Genomic DNA, 15,448 nt, shown 5'->3' on the forward strand with positions numbered 1-15,448 from the left:
CGGGGTCGCTTCGCCAGGATCGTTTACACTTACCCCGTTTCGATCCTCCTGTGGATAAATCGGGAAGAAACTGTGAGAAACAGAAGATCTCTGGCTCAGTTTAGGCTATGATCCGCGGTCCTGATCGCGATCCCAGGATCCAGAGCAGGTAAAAAAAACCGCAGATAGCGGTTCGCACGTCCCCCTAAACGCCGGGTTCTTTCGACGTGTGTCAACAATCACGACTATTCAATAGCTTTCTTTTTATGTTCGAGTGGAGTCCGCCGTGTCACTTTCGCTTTGGCAGCAGTGTCTTGCCCGATTGCAGGATGAGTTACCAGCCACAGAATTCAGTATGTGGATCCGCCCGTTGCAGGCGGAACTGAGCGATAACACGCTGGCTTTGTATGCGCCAAACCGTTTTGTGCTCGATTGGGTCAGGGACAAATACCTCAATAACATCAACGGACTGCTAAACGAATTTTGCGGTGCCGATGCCCCACAGCTGCGTTTTGAAGTGGGCACTAAACCGGTCACCCAAACCCTTAAAGAGACCGTTAACGTCGCCGCTGCGCCCGCGCAGACCGCGCAGGTTCAGATGCCGCGCGTCGCCCCTGCGCCGCGTGCGGGCTGGGATAACGTCCCGGCACCGGCAGAGCCGACCTACCGCTCTAACGTTAACGTCAAACACACCTTTGATAACTTCGTCGAAGGTAAATCGAACCAGCTGGCCCGCGCGGCGGCGCGCCAGGTGGCGGATAACCCGGGCGGCGCCTATAACCCGCTGTTCCTTTATGGCGGTACCGGCCTGGGTAAAACGCACCTGCTGCATGCGGTAGGCAATGGCATCATGGCGCGTAAGCCCAATGCCAAAGTGGTGTATATGCACTCCGAGCGCTTCGTTCAGGACATGGTAAAAGCCCTGCAAAACAACGCGATCGAAGAGTTTAAACGCTACTACCGTTCCGTTGATGCGCTGCTGATCGATGACATCCAGTTCTTTGCCAATAAAGAACGATCCCAGGAAGAGTTTTTCCACACCTTCAATGCGCTGCTGGAAGGCAATCAGCAGATCATTTTGACCTCGGATCGCTATCCAAAAGAGATCAACGGGGTTGAAGATCGTCTGAAATCGCGCTTCGGCTGGGGCCTGACCGTGGCGATCGAGCCGCCTGAGCTGGAAACCCGCGTGGCGATCCTGATGAAAAAGGCCGACGAGAACGACATTCGTCTGCCGGGCGAGGTGGCGTTCTTTATCGCCAAGCGTCTGCGTTCTAACGTTCGTGAGCTGGAAGGCGCACTGAACCGCGTGATCGCTAACGCCAACTTTACCGGACGGGCGATCACCATCGATTTCGTGCGTGAGGCGCTGCGCGATCTGCTGGCGCTGCAGGAAAAACTGGTCACCATCGACAATATTCAGAAGACGGTGGCGGAGTACTACAAAATTAAAGTGGCAGATTTGCTGTCTAAACGTCGTTCCCGCTCGGTGGCGAGACCGCGTCAGATGGCGATGGCGCTGGCAAAGGAATTAACCAACCACAGTCTGCCGGAGATCGGCGATGCGTTTGGTGGCCGTGACCATACCACCGTGCTGCACGCCTGCCGTAAGATCGAGCAGCTGCGTGAAGAAAGCCACGACATAAAAGAAGACTTCTCCAATTTAATCAGAACATTATCATCGTGATGCTATGAAATTTACCGTTGAACGTGAACATTTATTAAAACCGCTGCAACAGGTGAGTGGCCCATTAGGCGGCCGCCCGACGCTGCCTATTCTTGGTAACCTGCTGCTGCAGGTGGCAGACGGCACGCTGTCGCTGACCGGGACCGATCTCGAGATGGAAATGGTCGCACGTGTGACGCTTTCTCAGCCTCACGAAGCGGGCGCAACCACCGTTCCGGCGCGTAAGTTCTTTGATATCTGCCGCGGACTGCCTGAAGGGGCAGAGATTGCCGTGCAGCTGGAAGGCGACCGTATGCTGGTGCGCTCTGGCCGCAGCCGTTTCTCGCTCTCTACGCTGCCTGCTGCTGACTTCCCGAATCTGGACGACTGGCAGAGTGAAGTCGAATTCACCCTGCCACAGGCCACCATGAAGCGCCTGATTGAAGCCACCCAGTTCTCTATGGCGCATCAGGACGTTCGCTACTACTTAAACGGCATGCTGTTCGAAACCGAAGGGGAAGAGCTGCGTACCGTTGCCACCGACGGCCACCGCCTGGCGGTCTGCTCCATGCCGGTTGGCGTGACGCTGCCGAACCATTCGGTGATCGTACCGCGTAAAGGCGTGATTGAGCTGATGCGTATGCTCGACGGCGGCGAAACCCCGCTGCGCGTGCAGATTGGCAGCAACAACATCCGCGCCCACGTGGGCGACTTCATCTTTACCTCCAAGCTGGTGGATGGCCGCTTCCCGGATTATCGCCGCGTATTGCCGAAGAACCCGGACAAAACGCTGGAAGCGGGCTGCGATATCCTCAAGCAGGCCTTTGCCCGCGCGGCAATCCTCTCCAACGAGAAATTCCGCGGCGTGCGTCTGTACGTGAGCGAAAACCAGCTGAAGATCACGGCCAACAACCCGGAACAGGAAGAGGCCGAAGAGATTCTGGATGTCACCTATGCCGCAGGCACCGAGATGGAAATCGGCTTTAACGTCAGTTACGTGCTGGATGTGCTGAACGCGCTGAAGTGCGAGAACGTGCGTATTCTGCTGACCGACTCCGTGTCGAGCGTACAAATTGAAGATGCCGCATCACAGTCGGCTGCTTATGTTGTCATGCCAATGAGACTGTAATGTCGCTCACCCGCCTGTTGATCCGCGACTTTCGCAATATCGAAAGCGCGGATCTTGCTTTATCCCCCGGCTTTAACTTCCTGGTTGGCGCCAACGGCAGCGGCAAAACCAGCGTGCTGGAAGCCATCTATACGCTCGGCCATGGCCGGGCGTTTCGCAGTTTGCAGATTGGCCGCGTCATTCGCCACGAGCAGGAAGCGTTTGTGCTTCATGGCCGTTTACGGGGCGAAGAACACGAGACCGCCATCGGCCTGACCAAAGACAAGCACGGTGACAGCAAGGTACGCATCGACGGCACCGACGGGCACAAAGTGGCTGAGCTGGCGCTGCTGATGCCCATGCAGCTAATCACCCCCGAGGGGTTTACTTTACTCAATGGCGGCCCCAAATACAGAAGAGCCTTCCTCGACTGGGGATGCTTCCATAACGAAGCGGGCTTCTTTACCGCCTGGAGCAACCTCAAGCGGCTGCTGAAACAGCGCAATGCCGCGCTGCGCCAGGTGACCCGCTACGCCCAACTGCGGGCGTGGGATAAAGAGCTGATCCCGCTGGCGGAGCAGATTAGCCGCTGGCGTGCGGAGTACAGCGCCGGGATCGCGGAAGACATGGCGGACACTTGCCAGCAGTTTTTACCCGAGTTCTCCCTGAGCTTCTCCTTCCAGCGTGGCTGGGAGAAAGAGACAGATTATGCCGAGGTGCTGGAGCGAAGCTTCGAGCGCGATCGCATGCTGACCTACACCGCGCATGGCCCGCACAAGGCGGATTTCCGCATTCGTGCCGATGGCGCGCCGGTGGAAGACACCTTATCACGCGGGCAGCTTAAACTTCTGATGTGCGCCCTGCGCCTGGCGCAGGGCGAGTACTTAACCCGTGAGAGCGGGCGACGCTGTCTGTATCTGATTGATGATTTTGCCTCGGAACTTGACGACGCGCGGCGCGGGCTGCTTGCCAGCCGCTTAAAAGCCACACAGTCGCAGGTTTTCGTCAGTGCGATTAGCGCTGAACACGTAATAGACATGTCGGACGAAAATTCGAAGATGTTTAACGTGGAAAAGGGTAAAATAACGGATTAACCCAAGAATAAATGAGCGAGAAACGTTGATGTCGAATTCTTATGACTCCTCCAGTATCAAAGTCCTGAAAGGGCTGGATGCGGTGCGTAAGCGCCCGGGTATGTATATCGGCGACACGGATGACGGCACCGGTCTGCACCACATGGTATTCGAGGTGGTAGATAACGCTATCGACGAAGCGCTCGCGGGTCACTGTAAAGACATTATTGTCACCATCCACGCCGATAACTCTGTTTCCGTACAGGATGACGGACGCGGCATCCCAACCGGCATCCACCCGGAAGAGGGCGTCTCTGCGGCGGAAGTGATCATGACCGTTCTGCACGCGGGCGGTAAGTTCGATGATAACTCCTATAAAGTGTCCGGCGGTCTGCACGGCGTGGGCGTCTCTGTAGTTAACGCCCTGTCGCAGAAGCTGGAGCTGGTGATCAACCGCGAAGGTAAAATTCACCGTCAGGTCTATACCCACGGCGTGCCGCAGGCACCGCTGGCGGTAACGGGCGATACGGAGAAAACCGGTACCACGGTCCGTTTCTGGCCGAGCCTCGAAACCTTCTCCAACGTGACCGAGTTCGAATATGACATCCTGGCGAAGCGTCTGCGCGAGCTGTCATTCCTGAACTCCGGCGTCTCGATTCGCCTGCGCGACAAGCGCGACGGCAAAGAAGACCACTTCCATTACGAAGGCGGTATCAAGGCGTTCGTTGAGTATCTGAACAAGAACAAAACGCCAATTCACCCGAATATCTTCTATTTCTCCACCGAAAAAGATGGTATCGGCGTGGAAGTAGCGCTGCAGTGGAACGACGGTTTCCAGGAAAACATCTACTGCTTCACCAATAACATTCCGCAGCGCGACGGCGGTACGCACCTGGTCGGCTTCCGTACGGCGATGACCCGTACCCTGAACGCCTACATGGACAAAGAAGGCTACAGCAAAAAAGCGAAAGTCAGCGCCACCGGTGACGATGCCCGTGAAGGCCTGATCGCCGTTGTCTCCGTAAAAGTGCCGGATCCGAAGTTCTCCTCCCAGACTAAAGACAAGCTGGTCTCCTCTGAGGTGAAATCGGCGGTTGAACAGCAGATGAACGAGCTGCTGAGCGACTACCTGCAGGAAAACCCGTCCGACGCTAAAATCGTCGTCGGTAAAATCATCGATGCGGCGCGTGCCCGTGAAGCGGCGCGTAAAGCCCGTGAAATGACCCGTCGTAAAGGCGCGCTGGATTTAGCAGGCCTGCCAGGCAAACTGGCGGACTGCCAGGAACGCGACCCGGCGCTGTCTGAACTCTACCTCGTGGAAGGGGACTCCGCGGGCGGTTCTGCGAAGCAGGGCCGTAACCGTAAGAACCAGGCGATCCTGCCGCTGAAGGGTAAAATCCTCAACGTTGAGAAGGCGCGCTTCGACAAGATGCTCTCCTCTCAGGAAGTGGCAACCCTGATCACCGCCCTGGGCTGCGGCATTGGCCGCGACGAGTACAACCCGGACAAGCTGCGCTATCACAGCATCATCATCATGACCGATGCGGACGTCGACGGCTCGCACATTCGTACCCTGCTGCTGACCTTCTTCTACCGTCAGATGCCGGAGATCGTTGAGCGTGGCCACGTCTACATTGCCCAGCCGCCGCTCTACAAGGTGAAAAAAGGCAAGCAGGAGCAGTACATTAAAGATGACGAGGCGATGGATCAGTACCAGATCGCTATCGCTCTTGATGGCGCCACCCTGCACGCCAACTCAAGCGCCCCGGCGCTGGCGGGCGAGCCGCTGGAGCGTCTGGTCTCTGAGTACAACGCCACCCAGAAGATGATTGGCCGCATGGAGCGCCGTTATCCAAAAGCGCTGCTGAAGGCGTTGGTTTACCAGCCGACTCTGAACGAAGCCGATCTCGATAACGAGCAGGCGGTGACCCGCTGGGTCAATACCCTGGTCAGCGAGCTGAACGAGAACGAACAGCACGGTAGCCAGTGGAAGTTCGATATTCAGCAGAACGCCGCTCAGCAGTTCGAGCCGGTGATCCGTGTGCGTACCCACGGCGTGGATACCGACTATCCGCTGGAGCACGAGTTCGTGACCGGCGCGGAATACCGTCGTATCTGCACCCTCGGCGAAAAGCTGCGTGGCCTGATCGAAGACGACGCCTTCATCGAGCGTGGCGAACGCCGTCAGCCGGTTGCCAGCTTCGAGCAGGCGCTGGAGTGGCTGGTGAAAGAGTCCCGTCGTGGCCTCTCCATTCAGCGCTATAAAGGTCTGGGCGAAATGAACCCGGATCAGCTGTGGGAAACGACCATGGATCCGGAAAGCCGCCGCATGCTGCGCGTTACCGTTAAGGACGCGATTGCTGCCGATCAGCTGTTCACTACCCTGATGGGCGATGCGGTTGAACCCCGTCGCGCCTTCATCGAAGAGAACGCCCTCAAAGCGGCGAATATCGACATCTAAGCCGTTTGTTCCCCTGGTGGCGCTGCGCTTACCGGGGCTACAGGTTTCGTGGGCCCGGTACGCGTCAGCGCTACCGGGCTTTTCTTCAGATGCAAAAGAGGAATTTCCTCTCCAGACCCCATCCCCTTTCTTACCGTGTTTTTTGAGCGGAATCGCGTTAGCATGAAGCCAGACTCATTCCAACCGGGGATCCCATGGCTATCAAACTCATTGCAATCGATATGGACGGCACGCTGCTGCTGCCAGATCACACCATCTCTCCTGCCGTTAAAAATGCGATTGCCGCAGCCCGTGAGAAGGGCGTGAACGTGGTACTGTGCACCGGTCGCCCGTATGCGGGGGTACATAACTACCTGAAAGAACTGCACATGAATGAGCCGGGGGATTACTGCATTACCTACAACGGTGCGCTGGTGCAGAAAGCGGCCGATGGCAGCACGGTGGCGCAGACGGCGCTGAGCTATGACGATTATCGCTATCTGGAACAACTTTCCCGCGAGGTAGGCTCGCACTTCCACGCCCTCGACCGCACCACGCTGTACACCGCGAACCGCGATATCAGCTACTACACCGTGCATGAATCCTACGTCGCCACCATCCCGCTGGTGTTCTGCGAAGCGGAAAAAATGGATCCCGAAACCCAGTTCCTGAAGGTTATGATGATCGATGAACCCGCCATTCTCGACCAGGCCATCGCCCGCATTCCGGATGAAGTAAAAGAGAAGTACACCGTGCTGAAAAGTGCGCCGTACTTCCTCGAAATCCTCGATAAACGCGTCAATAAAGGCACCGGTGTGAAATCGCTGGCCGAAACGCTGGGGATCAAGCCGGAAGAGATCATGACGCTCGGCGATCAGGAAAACGACATTGCGATGCTGGAATATGCTGGCTTAGGCGTGGCGATGGAGAACGCGATCCCGTCGGTGAAAGAGGTGGCTAACTTCGTCACTAAATCTAACCTCGAAGACGGCGTGGCCTACGCGATTGAGAAGTTTGTGCTGAATTAAAGCCTGGCAAAACACGCGCTCCCGAACCCGCACTCGTTGCGGGTTTTTTTATCCCCTCAAGAACCTTTCTTTAACATTCCTTTCACTGATTGCTCTTTTTGTGATCTGGATTGTAGTACAACACAATGTGATTGTACTACATTACGACCACAGCAATGACGAATGGCATCACGTTTGTACTGCAAAATTGAGGCGAAATTCAGCGGTCGCGGTAAAGTAGGGGCGGACCTACAGAGCACAAGGACTCTCCATGACTCTCAATAAAACCGATCGCATCGTCATCACGCTGGGCACCCAAATCGTGGGTGGCAAGTACGTTCCTGGGTCACCGCTGCCCGCCGAGGCAGAGCTGTGTGAGGAGTTTGAAACCTCGCGCAACATCATCCGGGAAGTGTTCCGCTCGCTGATGGCGAAGCGGCTGATTGAAATGAAGCGTTATCGTGGCGCCTTTGTCGCTCCGCGTAACCAGTGGAACTACCTCGATACCGAGGTTCTGCAGTGGGTGCTGGAAAACGACTACGACCCACGACTGATTGGCGCGATGAGCGAGGTGCGAAACCTGGTGGAGCCGGCCATTGCCCGCTGGGCAGCGGAACGCGCAACTTCCGGTGACCTGGCGCAGATTGAGTCGGCCCTGAACGACATGATCGCCAACAACCAGAACCGGGACGCCTTTAACGAGGCGGACATTCGCTACCACGAGGCGGTGCTGCAGTCGGTACATAACCCGGTGCTACAGCAGCTTAGCGTGGCGATCAGCTCGCTACAGCGAGCAGTATTTGAACGAACCTGGATGGGTGATGAGGCCAACATGCCGAAGACGCTCCAGGAACATAAAGCGCTGTTCGATGCGATACGCCATCAGGACAGCGATGCGGCAGAGCAGGCGGCGCTCACCATGATCGCCAGCTCAACACGAAGGTTGAAGGAAATCACATGACATCACGCTACATCGCAATTGACTGGGGATCGACCAATCTGCGCGCCTGGCTCTACCAGGGCGAGCAGTGCCTGGAGAGCAGGCAATCAGAAGCAGGCGTCACGCGCCTGAACGGTAAATCTCCTGAAGCGGTGTTAGCAGAGGTGACACAAAACTGGCGCGACGGCGCCACGCCGGTGGTGATGGCGGGCATGGTTGGCAGCAACGTGGGCTGGAAGGTTGCACCATACCTGCCGGTTCCTGCCTTTTTCTCCGCTATTGGCGAACAGTTAACGTCCGTTGGCGAAAATATCTGGATCATTCCAGGGTTATGCGTCTCCCGCGACGATAATCACAACGTGATGCGCGGTGAAGAAACTCAACTCCTCGGCGCGCGCACGCTCTCTCCTTCTTCTGTCTATGTCATGCCCGGTACGCACTGCAAATGGGTGCAGACTGATGCTCAGCAGATCGCTGATTTTCGCACCGTGATGACCGGCGAATTACACCATTTGCTGCTGAAGCATTCGCTGGTGGGGGCGGGTCTGCCGGAGCAGACAGCCTCGCCGGAAGCATTTGCCGCCGGGCTTGAGCGCGGGATCGCTTCCCCCGCCGTTTTGCCGCAGCTTTTTGAGGTTCGCGCCTCGCACGTGCTGGGAACCCTTCCCCGCGAGCAGGTGAGCGAATTTTTATCGGGCCTGCTGATTGGCGCAGAAGTCGCCACCCTGAGCGAACAGTTCGCCGGGCAGCAGTCCATCACCCTCGTCGCGGGTTCATCGCTGACCGCGCGTTACCGCCAGGCGTTCCACGCTATCGGGCGTGACGTGGCGGCGGTGGAGGGCGACACGGCATTTCAGGCTGGAATAAGGAGCATCGCTCATGCAGTGGCAAACTAATCTTCCCCTTATCGCGATCCTGCGCGGCATCACCCCCGACGAGGCCATTGCCCACGTTGGCGCGGTGATCGACGCCGGATTCGACGCGGTGGAAATCCCGCTCAACTCCCCGGAGTGGGAAAAAAGCATTCCGGCAGTCGTGGATGCGTTTGGTGACAAAGCGCTGATCGGCGCGGGGACCGTGTTACAGCCGGAGCAGGTGGACCGCCTGGCGAAGATGGGCTGCAAGCTCATTGTGACGCCCAATATCAACCCTGAGGTGATCCGCCGCGCGGTGGGCTACGGCATGACGGTTTGTCCCGGATGCGCCACGGCGACAGAAGCCTTTACCGCTCTCGATGCGGGCGCACAGTCACTCAAAATTTTCCCGTCGTCGGCCTTTGGCCCGGATTACATCAAAGCGCTGAAAGCGGTGTTACCCGCCAGTGTACCGGTCTTTGCCGTGGGCGGCGTCACGCCAGAAAACCTGGCCCAGTGGATGAACGCGGGCTGTGTAGGGGCGGGTCTGGGTAGCGATCTCTATCGCGCCGGGCAGTCCGTTGAGCGTACCGCACAGCAGGCGGCAGCATTTGTAAAAGCGTATCGAGAGGCAATGCAATGAAAATAACCAAACTCACCACCTACCGTTTACCGCCGCGTTGGATGTTCCTGAAAATCGAAACCGACGAAGGGGTGGTTGGCTGGGGCGAGCCGGTGATTGAAGGCCGTGCGCGCACCGTTGAAGCGGCGGTGCATGAGCTGGGCGAATATCTGATTGGTCAGGATCCGGCGCGTATTAACGACCTGTGGCAGGTGATGTACCGTGCGGGCTTCTACCGCGGCGGCCCAATCCTGATGAGCGCCATCGCCGGTATCGACCAGGCACTGTGGGATATCAAAGGCAAAGTGCTGAACGCCCCGGTCTGGCAGCTGATGGGTGGCCTGGTACGCGACAAAATCAAAGCCTACAGCTGGGTGGGCGGTGACCGTCCGGCGGAAGTGATCGACGGCATTAGCAAGCTGCGCAGCATCGGTTTCGACACCTTCAAACTTAACGGCTGCGAAGAGATGGGCGTTATTGATAATTCGCGGGCGGTGGATCGCGCGGTAAATACCGTGGCGCAAATCCGCGAAGCCTTCGGCAACGAGATTGAGTTTGGTCTCGATTTCCACGGCCGCGTCAGCGCGCCGATGGCGAAACTGCTGATCAAAGAGCTGGAGCCGTACCGTCCGCTGTTTATCGAGGAGCCGGTGCTGGCCGAGCAGGCCGAGTACTACCCGAAACTGGCGGAGCAGACGCACATTCCGATCGCGGCGGGCGAACGCATGTTCTCGCGCTTCGAGTTTAAACGCGTGCTGGAAGCGGGCGGGATTGCGATCCTGCAACCGGACCTCTCCCACGCGGGCGGCATCACCGAATGCTACAAAATTGCCGGGATGGCAGAAGCCTATGACGTGGCCCTGGCGCCGCACTGCCCACTGGGCCCGATTGCGCTGGCAGCCTGTCTGCACGTGGACTTTGTCTCGCGCAATGCGGTATTCCAGGAGCAGAGCATGGGCATTCACTATAACAAGGGCGCAGAACTGCTCGATTTTGTGAAGAACAAAGAAGACTTCAGCATGGAAGGCGGTTTCTTCAAACCGTTAACGAAGCCGGGCCTTGGCGTGGAGATCGACGAAGCCAAAGTCATTGAGCTGAGTAAAAATGCGCCGGACTGGCGTAATCCACTGTGGCGTCATGAAGACGGCTCCGTAGCCGAGTGGTAAATGCGCGTCATACTTCGCGCTGGTGATGCGTTGGCTGCGTTTTCTTACCCCGGTCACATACTTTTGTATGCTCCCGGGGATGCGAAAACTTGCCGCCTTCCCCCAGCACGAATTATTTAGCGCATTGCGTTTACGTTTTTAATTAAAAAAACCAAATACACCCTCTGTAAATTACAGGGCATGGTGAGCGGCCTCGCTATGCCCAAAATCTGGAGACAGATTGCGATGGATATTCCAGTTACTGCTACCAAAACCGGGCGTCGCCGCTACCTGACGCTGATGATGATCTTTATTACCGTGGTCATCTGTTATGTCGACCGCGCCAACCTTGCTGTGGCTTCGGCCCATATTCAGGAGGAGTTTGGCATTACCAAAGCGGAGATGGGCTACGTCTTCTCGGCGTTCGCCTGGCTCTATACGCTGTGCCAGATCCCGGGCGGCTGGTTCCTCGACCGCGTCGGCTCGCGTCTGACCTACTTTATCGCTATTTTCGGCTGGTCCGTGGCGACCCTGTTCCAGGGTTTTGCTACCGGCTTAATGTCGCTGATTGGCCTGCGCGCCATCACCGGTATTTTCGAAGCGCCAGCGTTCCCGACCAATAACCGCATGGTCACCAGCTGGTTCCCGGAACATGAGCGCGCCTCTGCCGTCGGGTTCTATACCTCCGGGCAGTTTGTTGGTCTGGCATTCCTGACGCCGCTGCTGATCTGGATCCAGGAGCTGCTGAGCTGGCACTGGGTGTTCATCGTCACCGGCGGGATCGGCATCATCTGGTCGTTTATCTGGATTAAGGTCTATCAACCGCCGCGCCTGACCAAAAGCATCAGCAAAGCCGAGCTGGATTACATCCGCGACGGCGGCGGCCTGGTGGATGGCGATGCGCCAGTGAAAAAAGAGGCGCGCCAGCCGCTGACCAAAGCTGACTGGAAGCTGGTCTTCCACCGTAAGCTGGTGGGCGTGTACCTTGGCCAGTTTGCGGTGACCTCCACGCTGTGGTTCTTCCTGACCTGGTTCCCGAACTACCTGACCCAGGAGAAAGGCATCACCGCGCTGAAGGCAGGCTTTATGACCACCGTGCCGTTCCTGGCGGCCTTCTTTGGCGTGCTACTCTCCGGCTGGCTGGCGGATAAGCTGGTGAAAAAAGGATTCTCCCTCGGCGTGGCGCGTAAAACGCCGATCATCTGCGGGCTGCTGATCTCCACCTGCATCATGGGCGCCAACTACACCAACGATCCGGTATGGATTATGACCCTGATGGCGGTGGCGTTCTTTGGGAATGGCTTTGCCTCCATCACCTGGTCGCTGGTGTCGTCGCTGGCCCCGATGCGTCTGATTGGTCTGACCGGCGGGGTGTTTAACTTCGTTGGCGGCCTGGGCGGGATCACCGTTCCACTGGTGATTGGCTACCTGGCGCAGGACTACGGTTTTGGCCCGGCGCTGGTCTATATCTCCGCGGTGGCCCTGATTGGCGCGCTCTCCTACATCCTGCTGGTGGGCGACGTTAAACGGGTAGGCTAATCTCCTGCAATGCTATACCCTGATGCGACATCCGCGCATCAGGGTATCCTCATGAAACAAATCACTTTCGCTTCCCGTAACCATCAGCTCACCAACACCCGTACCTGGACCGCAGACAGCCAGTGGCTGGCCTTTGACGTCCGGCCTTCCGGGGCGTCGTTTACCGGCGAAACCATTGAAAGAGTGAATGTTAAAACCGGCGACGTCGAAGTGATCTATCGCGCAAGCAACGGCGCGCACGTAGGGGTGGTGACCGTTCATCCTGCGGAAACTAAATACGTCTTTATCCACGGCCCGCAACATCCCGATGCTCACTGGCAGTACGACTTCCATCACCGTCAGGGGGTGGTTGCAGAGCGCGGGCAGGTGAGCAATCTTGATGCGATGGATATCACCCCGCCTTTCACTCCCGGCGCGCTGCGCGGCGGCAGTCATGTTCATGTGTATAGTCCGGACGGGCAGTTCGTCAGCTTTACCTATAACGACCATGTGTTGCACACGCTCGATCCGACGCTGGATTTACGCAACGTGGGCGTGGCCGCGCCTTATGGCCCGGTGACGCCTGCGGGTCAACATCCGCGGGAGTATGCCGGTACGCACTGGAGCGTGCTGGTCAGCCGTACCACTCCCACGCCGCAGCCGGGCAGCGATGAGATCAACCGCGCCTACGAAGAGGGCTGGGTCGGTAATCACCAACTGGCTTTTATCGGCGATACCCTTTCCGCCAGCGGCGAGAAGGTGCCGGAGCTGTTTATCGTTGACCTGCCAAAAGATGAACAGGGCTGGAAACAGGCGGGCGATCTACCGCTTCAGGGCACGGCAGATCGCATGCCCGCCCCGCCTGCCGGGGTCATGCAGCGCCGGTTAACCTTTACCCACGGCAACCGCTATCCGGGGCTGGTGAACGTGCCGCGCCACTGGGTGCGCAGCAACCCCCAGGCGACACAAATCGCGTTCCTGATGCGGGATGATAACGGCGTGGTGCAGCTGTGGCTGATCGCCCCGGAAGGGGGAGAACCCCGTCAGCTCACCCATAATCAAAGCGATATTCAGTCGGCCTTTAACTGGCATCCGGCGGGCCATTCACTGGGATTTGTGCTGGAGGATCGCATTGCGACCTGTGATGCGGTGTCTGGTGCTGTGACGTTTTTGACGTCCGATCATGGCAATCCGCCGTCGGGCGATGCGGTGATTTACTCTCCGGATGGACACACCATTGCCTGGATGGAGGAGGTCGGTGGCTTCCGTCAGATCTGGGTAACAGAAACGGGGCGCTGATCAGCGAGAGGGCATCTGAGCGGGCGGGATGACGGCGTTAGTTGCCAGCGTCTTCTCCTCGCTTTGCTCCACGCGGGAGCGTACGGATTTATCGGTGCGGAAGAGATCCCACGGCAGCAGCAGCGTATCCACAACAGCAGTAAACGGCATATCCAGCACCACCAGGGATTTGGTGCCCCAGTTAGTGTCGTCATCCGCCAGCATATTCGCGCTGGCGCGTGTTCCGGGATAGGTTCCTTCTTTACCGCCGGTGTGAGACATCACGCTCGAACACCCGCAAAGCACAACCACCGCGCTGAATATCGTCAGCTTTATCAGAACATTTTTCATTATCAGTCAGTCATCATCAATGGCACGGCGCAGACCCGTAACCGGGTTTATAACGGGCCATTCTTAAAATGAATAGTTGAAAAGTACCGCTCTGTGGCACCTATCGCATTTTAACCTTACGTGCTGTAGTCCCAGTCTATGCCAGTACCCGCAAAGTGCAAAAAATTCTCGCTGCGCTGCTCTTGAAAAGATCGCAAACGGACCCATTTTAAGGATGTATCGATGAACAAACGTGCCTGAGGGGCGTTTGGGATACCCCAGCCTGTCCACGGTGGAAGGCGACAATTCTTGCTGATTTCAGGAGTTTTAACTGTATGCGTAACTTTGATCTTTCTCCGCTTTATCGTTCAGCCATTGGCTTCGATCGTCTGTTCAGCCATTTAGAAAACAACCAAAGCCAGAGCAATGGCTACCCTCCATACAATGTTGAACTGGTTGACGAAAACCACTATCGCATTGCGATTGCCGTGGCCGGTTTCGCTGAAAGCGAACTGGAGATCACCGCTCAGGATAACCTGCTGGTGGTGAAAGGCGCTCATGCAGGCGAGCAGAAAGAACGTACCTACCTTTATCAGGGCATCGCGGAACGTAACTTTGAACGTAAGTTCCAGTTAGCTGAGAACATCCACGTTCACGGCGCGAACCTGGTTAACGGCCTGCTCTATATCGATCTGGAACGTGTTATTCCGGAAGCGAAAAAACCGCGCCGTATCGAAATTAATTAATTGTCCGGGTCGCTTGCGCGGCCCAAATATGAATGCTTGCCGATATCGGGAGCATATGTGAATCCATAAGGATTTACAGGAATAACTGCGCACAAAATTCACCTGTGCCGAACTCGCTTCTCAGAAGGAGATTTACTATGCGTAATTACGATTTATCCCCGCTGCTGCGTCAGTGGATCGGTTTTGACAAACTGGCCTCCGCGCTGCAAAGCACCACCGAAAGCCAGACCTTCCCGCCGTATAACATCGAAAAGAGCGACGATAACCACTATCGCATTACGCTCGCGGTGGCCGGCTTCAGCCAGCAGAACCTCGATATTCAGCTGGAAGGCACGCGCCTGACGGTAAAAGGCACCCCGGAAAAACCGGCAGCTGAAACCAAATGGCTGCACCAGGGGCTGGTGACCCAGCCGTTCAGCCTGAGCTTTACCCTGGCTGAACATATGGAGGTGACAGGCGCCACCTTCACCAACGGGCTGCTGCATATCGACATAACCCGCAACGTGCCGGAGGCGATTGCTCCGCAGCGGATCGCCATCAGCGAACGCCCGGCGTTGAACAGTTAATCCAGCTGTGTCGGGTGGCGCTACGCTCACCCGACCTACAAGACCCGCAGGCCCGCGCAAGCGAAGCGCCGCCGGGCAAAATCAAAGCCCCGCCCCGGCGGGGCTTTTTTGTGCGCCATCGCCCATACAATCCGCCCGCGCTCTGCGAAAATCCCTGTTAATAATAATGTTATTCA

At 57.2% G+C, this 15,448-nt stretch carries 14 protein-coding genes; 13 read left to right on the forward strand and 1 reads right to left on the reverse strand.

The annotated features are described in order from the left end of the window. Nucleotides 1-265 precede the first annotated feature (265 nt). The 11 genes from dnaA to GNG26_RS00055 all read left to right on the forward strand — a co-directional run bounded on the left by dnaA (nucleotide 266) and on the right by GNG26_RS00055 (nucleotide 13,651). The gene (dnaA, locus tag GNG26_RS00005) at nucleotides 266-1,666 is read left to right on the forward strand and encodes a chromosomal replication initiator protein DnaA (protein ID WP_103177629.1); all 1,401 of its coding nucleotides are present in this window, start codon (nucleotides 266-268) and stop codon (nucleotides 1,664-1,666) included. Between the two features lie 4 nt (nucleotides 1,667-1,670). Beyond that, nucleotides 1,671-2,774 (forward strand): DNA polymerase III subunit beta, encoded by a 1,104-nt coding sequence (gene dnaN, locus GNG26_RS00010; protein ID WP_103177630.1) that lies wholly within the window; start codon nucleotides 1,671-1,673, stop codon nucleotides 2,772-2,774. Then, on the forward strand, nucleotides 2,774-3,847 hold the full coding sequence (gene recF / locus GNG26_RS00015) for a DNA replication/repair protein RecF (protein WP_114316318.1): 1,074 nt from the start codon (nucleotides 2,774-2,776) through the stop codon (nucleotides 3,845-3,847). The genes dnaN and recF overlap by 1 nt, the downstream gene beginning before the upstream one ends. Before the next feature lie 28 nt (nucleotides 3,848-3,875). Continuing rightward, nucleotides 3,876-6,287 carry a DNA topoisomerase (ATP-hydrolyzing) subunit B gene (gene gyrB / locus GNG26_RS00020; RefSeq protein ID WP_156237398.1) on the forward strand — a complete coding sequence of 804 codons (2,412 nt, stop codon included), beginning with the start codon at nucleotides 3,876-3,878 and terminating at the stop codon, nucleotides 6,285-6,287. Nucleotides 6,288-6,481: 194 nt separating this feature from the next. Then, nucleotides 6,482-7,294, forward strand: coding sequence for a sugar-phosphatase (yidA, locus tag GNG26_RS00025; protein WP_103824251.1), 813 nt, complete (start codon nucleotides 6,482-6,484; stop codon nucleotides 7,292-7,294). 250 nt (nucleotides 7,295-7,544) lie between these two features. Next, nucleotides 7,545-8,234, forward strand: a complete 690-nt coding sequence (gene dgoR, locus GNG26_RS00030; protein WP_156237399.1) for a D-galactonate utilization transcriptional regulator DgoR — start codon at nucleotides 7,545-7,547, stop codon at nucleotides 8,232-8,234. Then, on the forward strand, nucleotides 8,231-9,109 hold the full coding sequence (locus GNG26_RS00035; RefSeq protein ID WP_156237400.1) for a 2-dehydro-3-deoxygalactonokinase: 879 nt from the start codon (nucleotides 8,231-8,233) through the stop codon (nucleotides 9,107-9,109). Before dgoR ends, GNG26_RS00035 begins: the two co-directional genes overlap by 4 nt. After that, on the forward strand, nucleotides 9,093-9,710 hold the full coding sequence (locus tag GNG26_RS00040; RefSeq protein WP_156237401.1) for a 2-dehydro-3-deoxy-6-phosphogalactonate aldolase: 618 nt from the start codon (nucleotides 9,093-9,095) through the stop codon (nucleotides 9,708-9,710). Before GNG26_RS00035 ends, GNG26_RS00040 begins: the two co-directional genes overlap by 17 nt. After that, entirely contained in the window at nucleotides 9,707-10,855 is a 1,149-nt protein-coding gene (dgoD, locus tag GNG26_RS00045; protein WP_103177637.1) for a galactonate dehydratase, read from the forward strand. The genes GNG26_RS00040 and dgoD overlap by 4 nt, the downstream gene beginning before the upstream one ends. Nucleotides 10,856-11,035: 180 nt before the next feature. Next, the gene (locus GNG26_RS00050; protein ID WP_156237402.1) at nucleotides 11,036-12,373 is read left to right on the forward strand and encodes an MFS transporter; all 1,338 of its coding nucleotides are present in this window, start codon (nucleotides 11,036-11,038) and stop codon (nucleotides 12,371-12,373) included. Nucleotides 12,374-12,424: 51 nt separating this feature from the next. Further along, nucleotides 12,425-13,651: a DUF3748 domain-containing protein gene (locus GNG26_RS00055; protein ID WP_197080122.1), complete on the forward strand. Its 1,227-nt coding sequence runs from the start codon at nucleotides 12,425-12,427 to the stop codon at nucleotides 13,649-13,651. Here the strand turns inward: GNG26_RS00055 and GNG26_RS00060 are convergent, their stop codons facing one another. Then, on the reverse strand, nucleotides 13,652-13,984 hold the full coding sequence (locus tag GNG26_RS00060) for a YceK/YidQ family lipoprotein (RefSeq protein ID WP_114316313.1): 333 nt from the start codon (nucleotides 13,982-13,984) through the stop codon (nucleotides 13,652-13,654). A gap of 311 nt (nucleotides 13,985-14,295) precedes the next feature. Here GNG26_RS00060 and ibpA point away from each other — a divergent pair, with 311 nt between their 5' ends. Continuing rightward, nucleotides 14,296-14,706, forward strand: coding sequence for a small heat shock chaperone IbpA (gene ibpA, locus GNG26_RS00065; RefSeq protein ID WP_039032247.1), 411 nt, complete (start codon nucleotides 14,296-14,298; stop codon nucleotides 14,704-14,706). 137 nt (nucleotides 14,707-14,843) lie between these two features. Continuing rightward, nucleotides 14,844-15,272 (forward strand): small heat shock chaperone IbpB, encoded by a 429-nt coding sequence (ibpB, locus tag GNG26_RS00070; protein WP_103824254.1) that lies wholly within the window; start codon nucleotides 14,844-14,846, stop codon nucleotides 15,270-15,272. The last annotated feature ends 176 nt before the right edge of the window (nucleotides 15,273-15,448 follow it).

It is taken from the genome of Leclercia sp. J807 (genome assembly GCF_009734465.1).
GTDB lineage: Bacteria > Pseudomonadota > Gammaproteobacteria > Enterobacterales > Enterobacteriaceae > Enterobacter.

Coding starts and splice junctions, on each gene's coding strand:
- dnaN (WP_103177630.1), top strand. CDS start 1,671: ATGAAATTTACCGTTGAACGTGAACATTTATTAAAACCGCTGCAACAG.
- recF (WP_114316318.1), top strand. CDS start 2,774: ATGTCGCTCACCCGCCTGTTGATCCGCGACTTTCGCAATATCGAAAGC.
- gyrB (WP_156237398.1), top strand. CDS start 3,876: ATGTCGAATTCTTATGACTCCTCCAGTATCAAAGTCCTGAAAGGGCTG.
- yidA (WP_103824251.1), top strand. CDS start 6,482: ATGGCTATCAAACTCATTGCAATCGATATGGACGGCACGCTGCTGCTG.
- dgoR (WP_156237399.1), top strand. CDS start 7,545: ATGACTCTCAATAAAACCGATCGCATCGTCATCACGCTGGGCACCCAA.
- GNG26_RS00035 (WP_156237400.1), top strand. CDS start 8,231: ATGACATCACGCTACATCGCAATTGACTGGGGATCGACCAATCTGCGC.
- GNG26_RS00040 (WP_156237401.1), top strand. CDS start 9,093: ATGCAGTGGCAAACTAATCTTCCCCTTATCGCGATCCTGCGCGGCATC.
- dgoD (WP_103177637.1), top strand. CDS start 9,707: ATGAAAATAACCAAACTCACCACCTACCGTTTACCGCCGCGTTGGATG.
- GNG26_RS00050 (WP_156237402.1), top strand. CDS start 11,036: ATGGTGAGCGGCCTCGCTATGCCCAAAATCTGGAGACAGATTGCGATG.
- GNG26_RS00055 (WP_197080122.1), top strand. CDS start 12,425: ATGAAACAAATCACTTTCGCTTCCCGTAACCATCAGCTCACCAACACC.
- ibpA (WP_039032247.1), top strand. CDS start 14,296: ATGCGTAACTTTGATCTTTCTCCGCTTTATCGTTCAGCCATTGGCTTC.
- ibpB (WP_103824254.1), top strand. CDS start 14,844: ATGCGTAATTACGATTTATCCCCGCTGCTGCGTCAGTGGATCGGTTTT.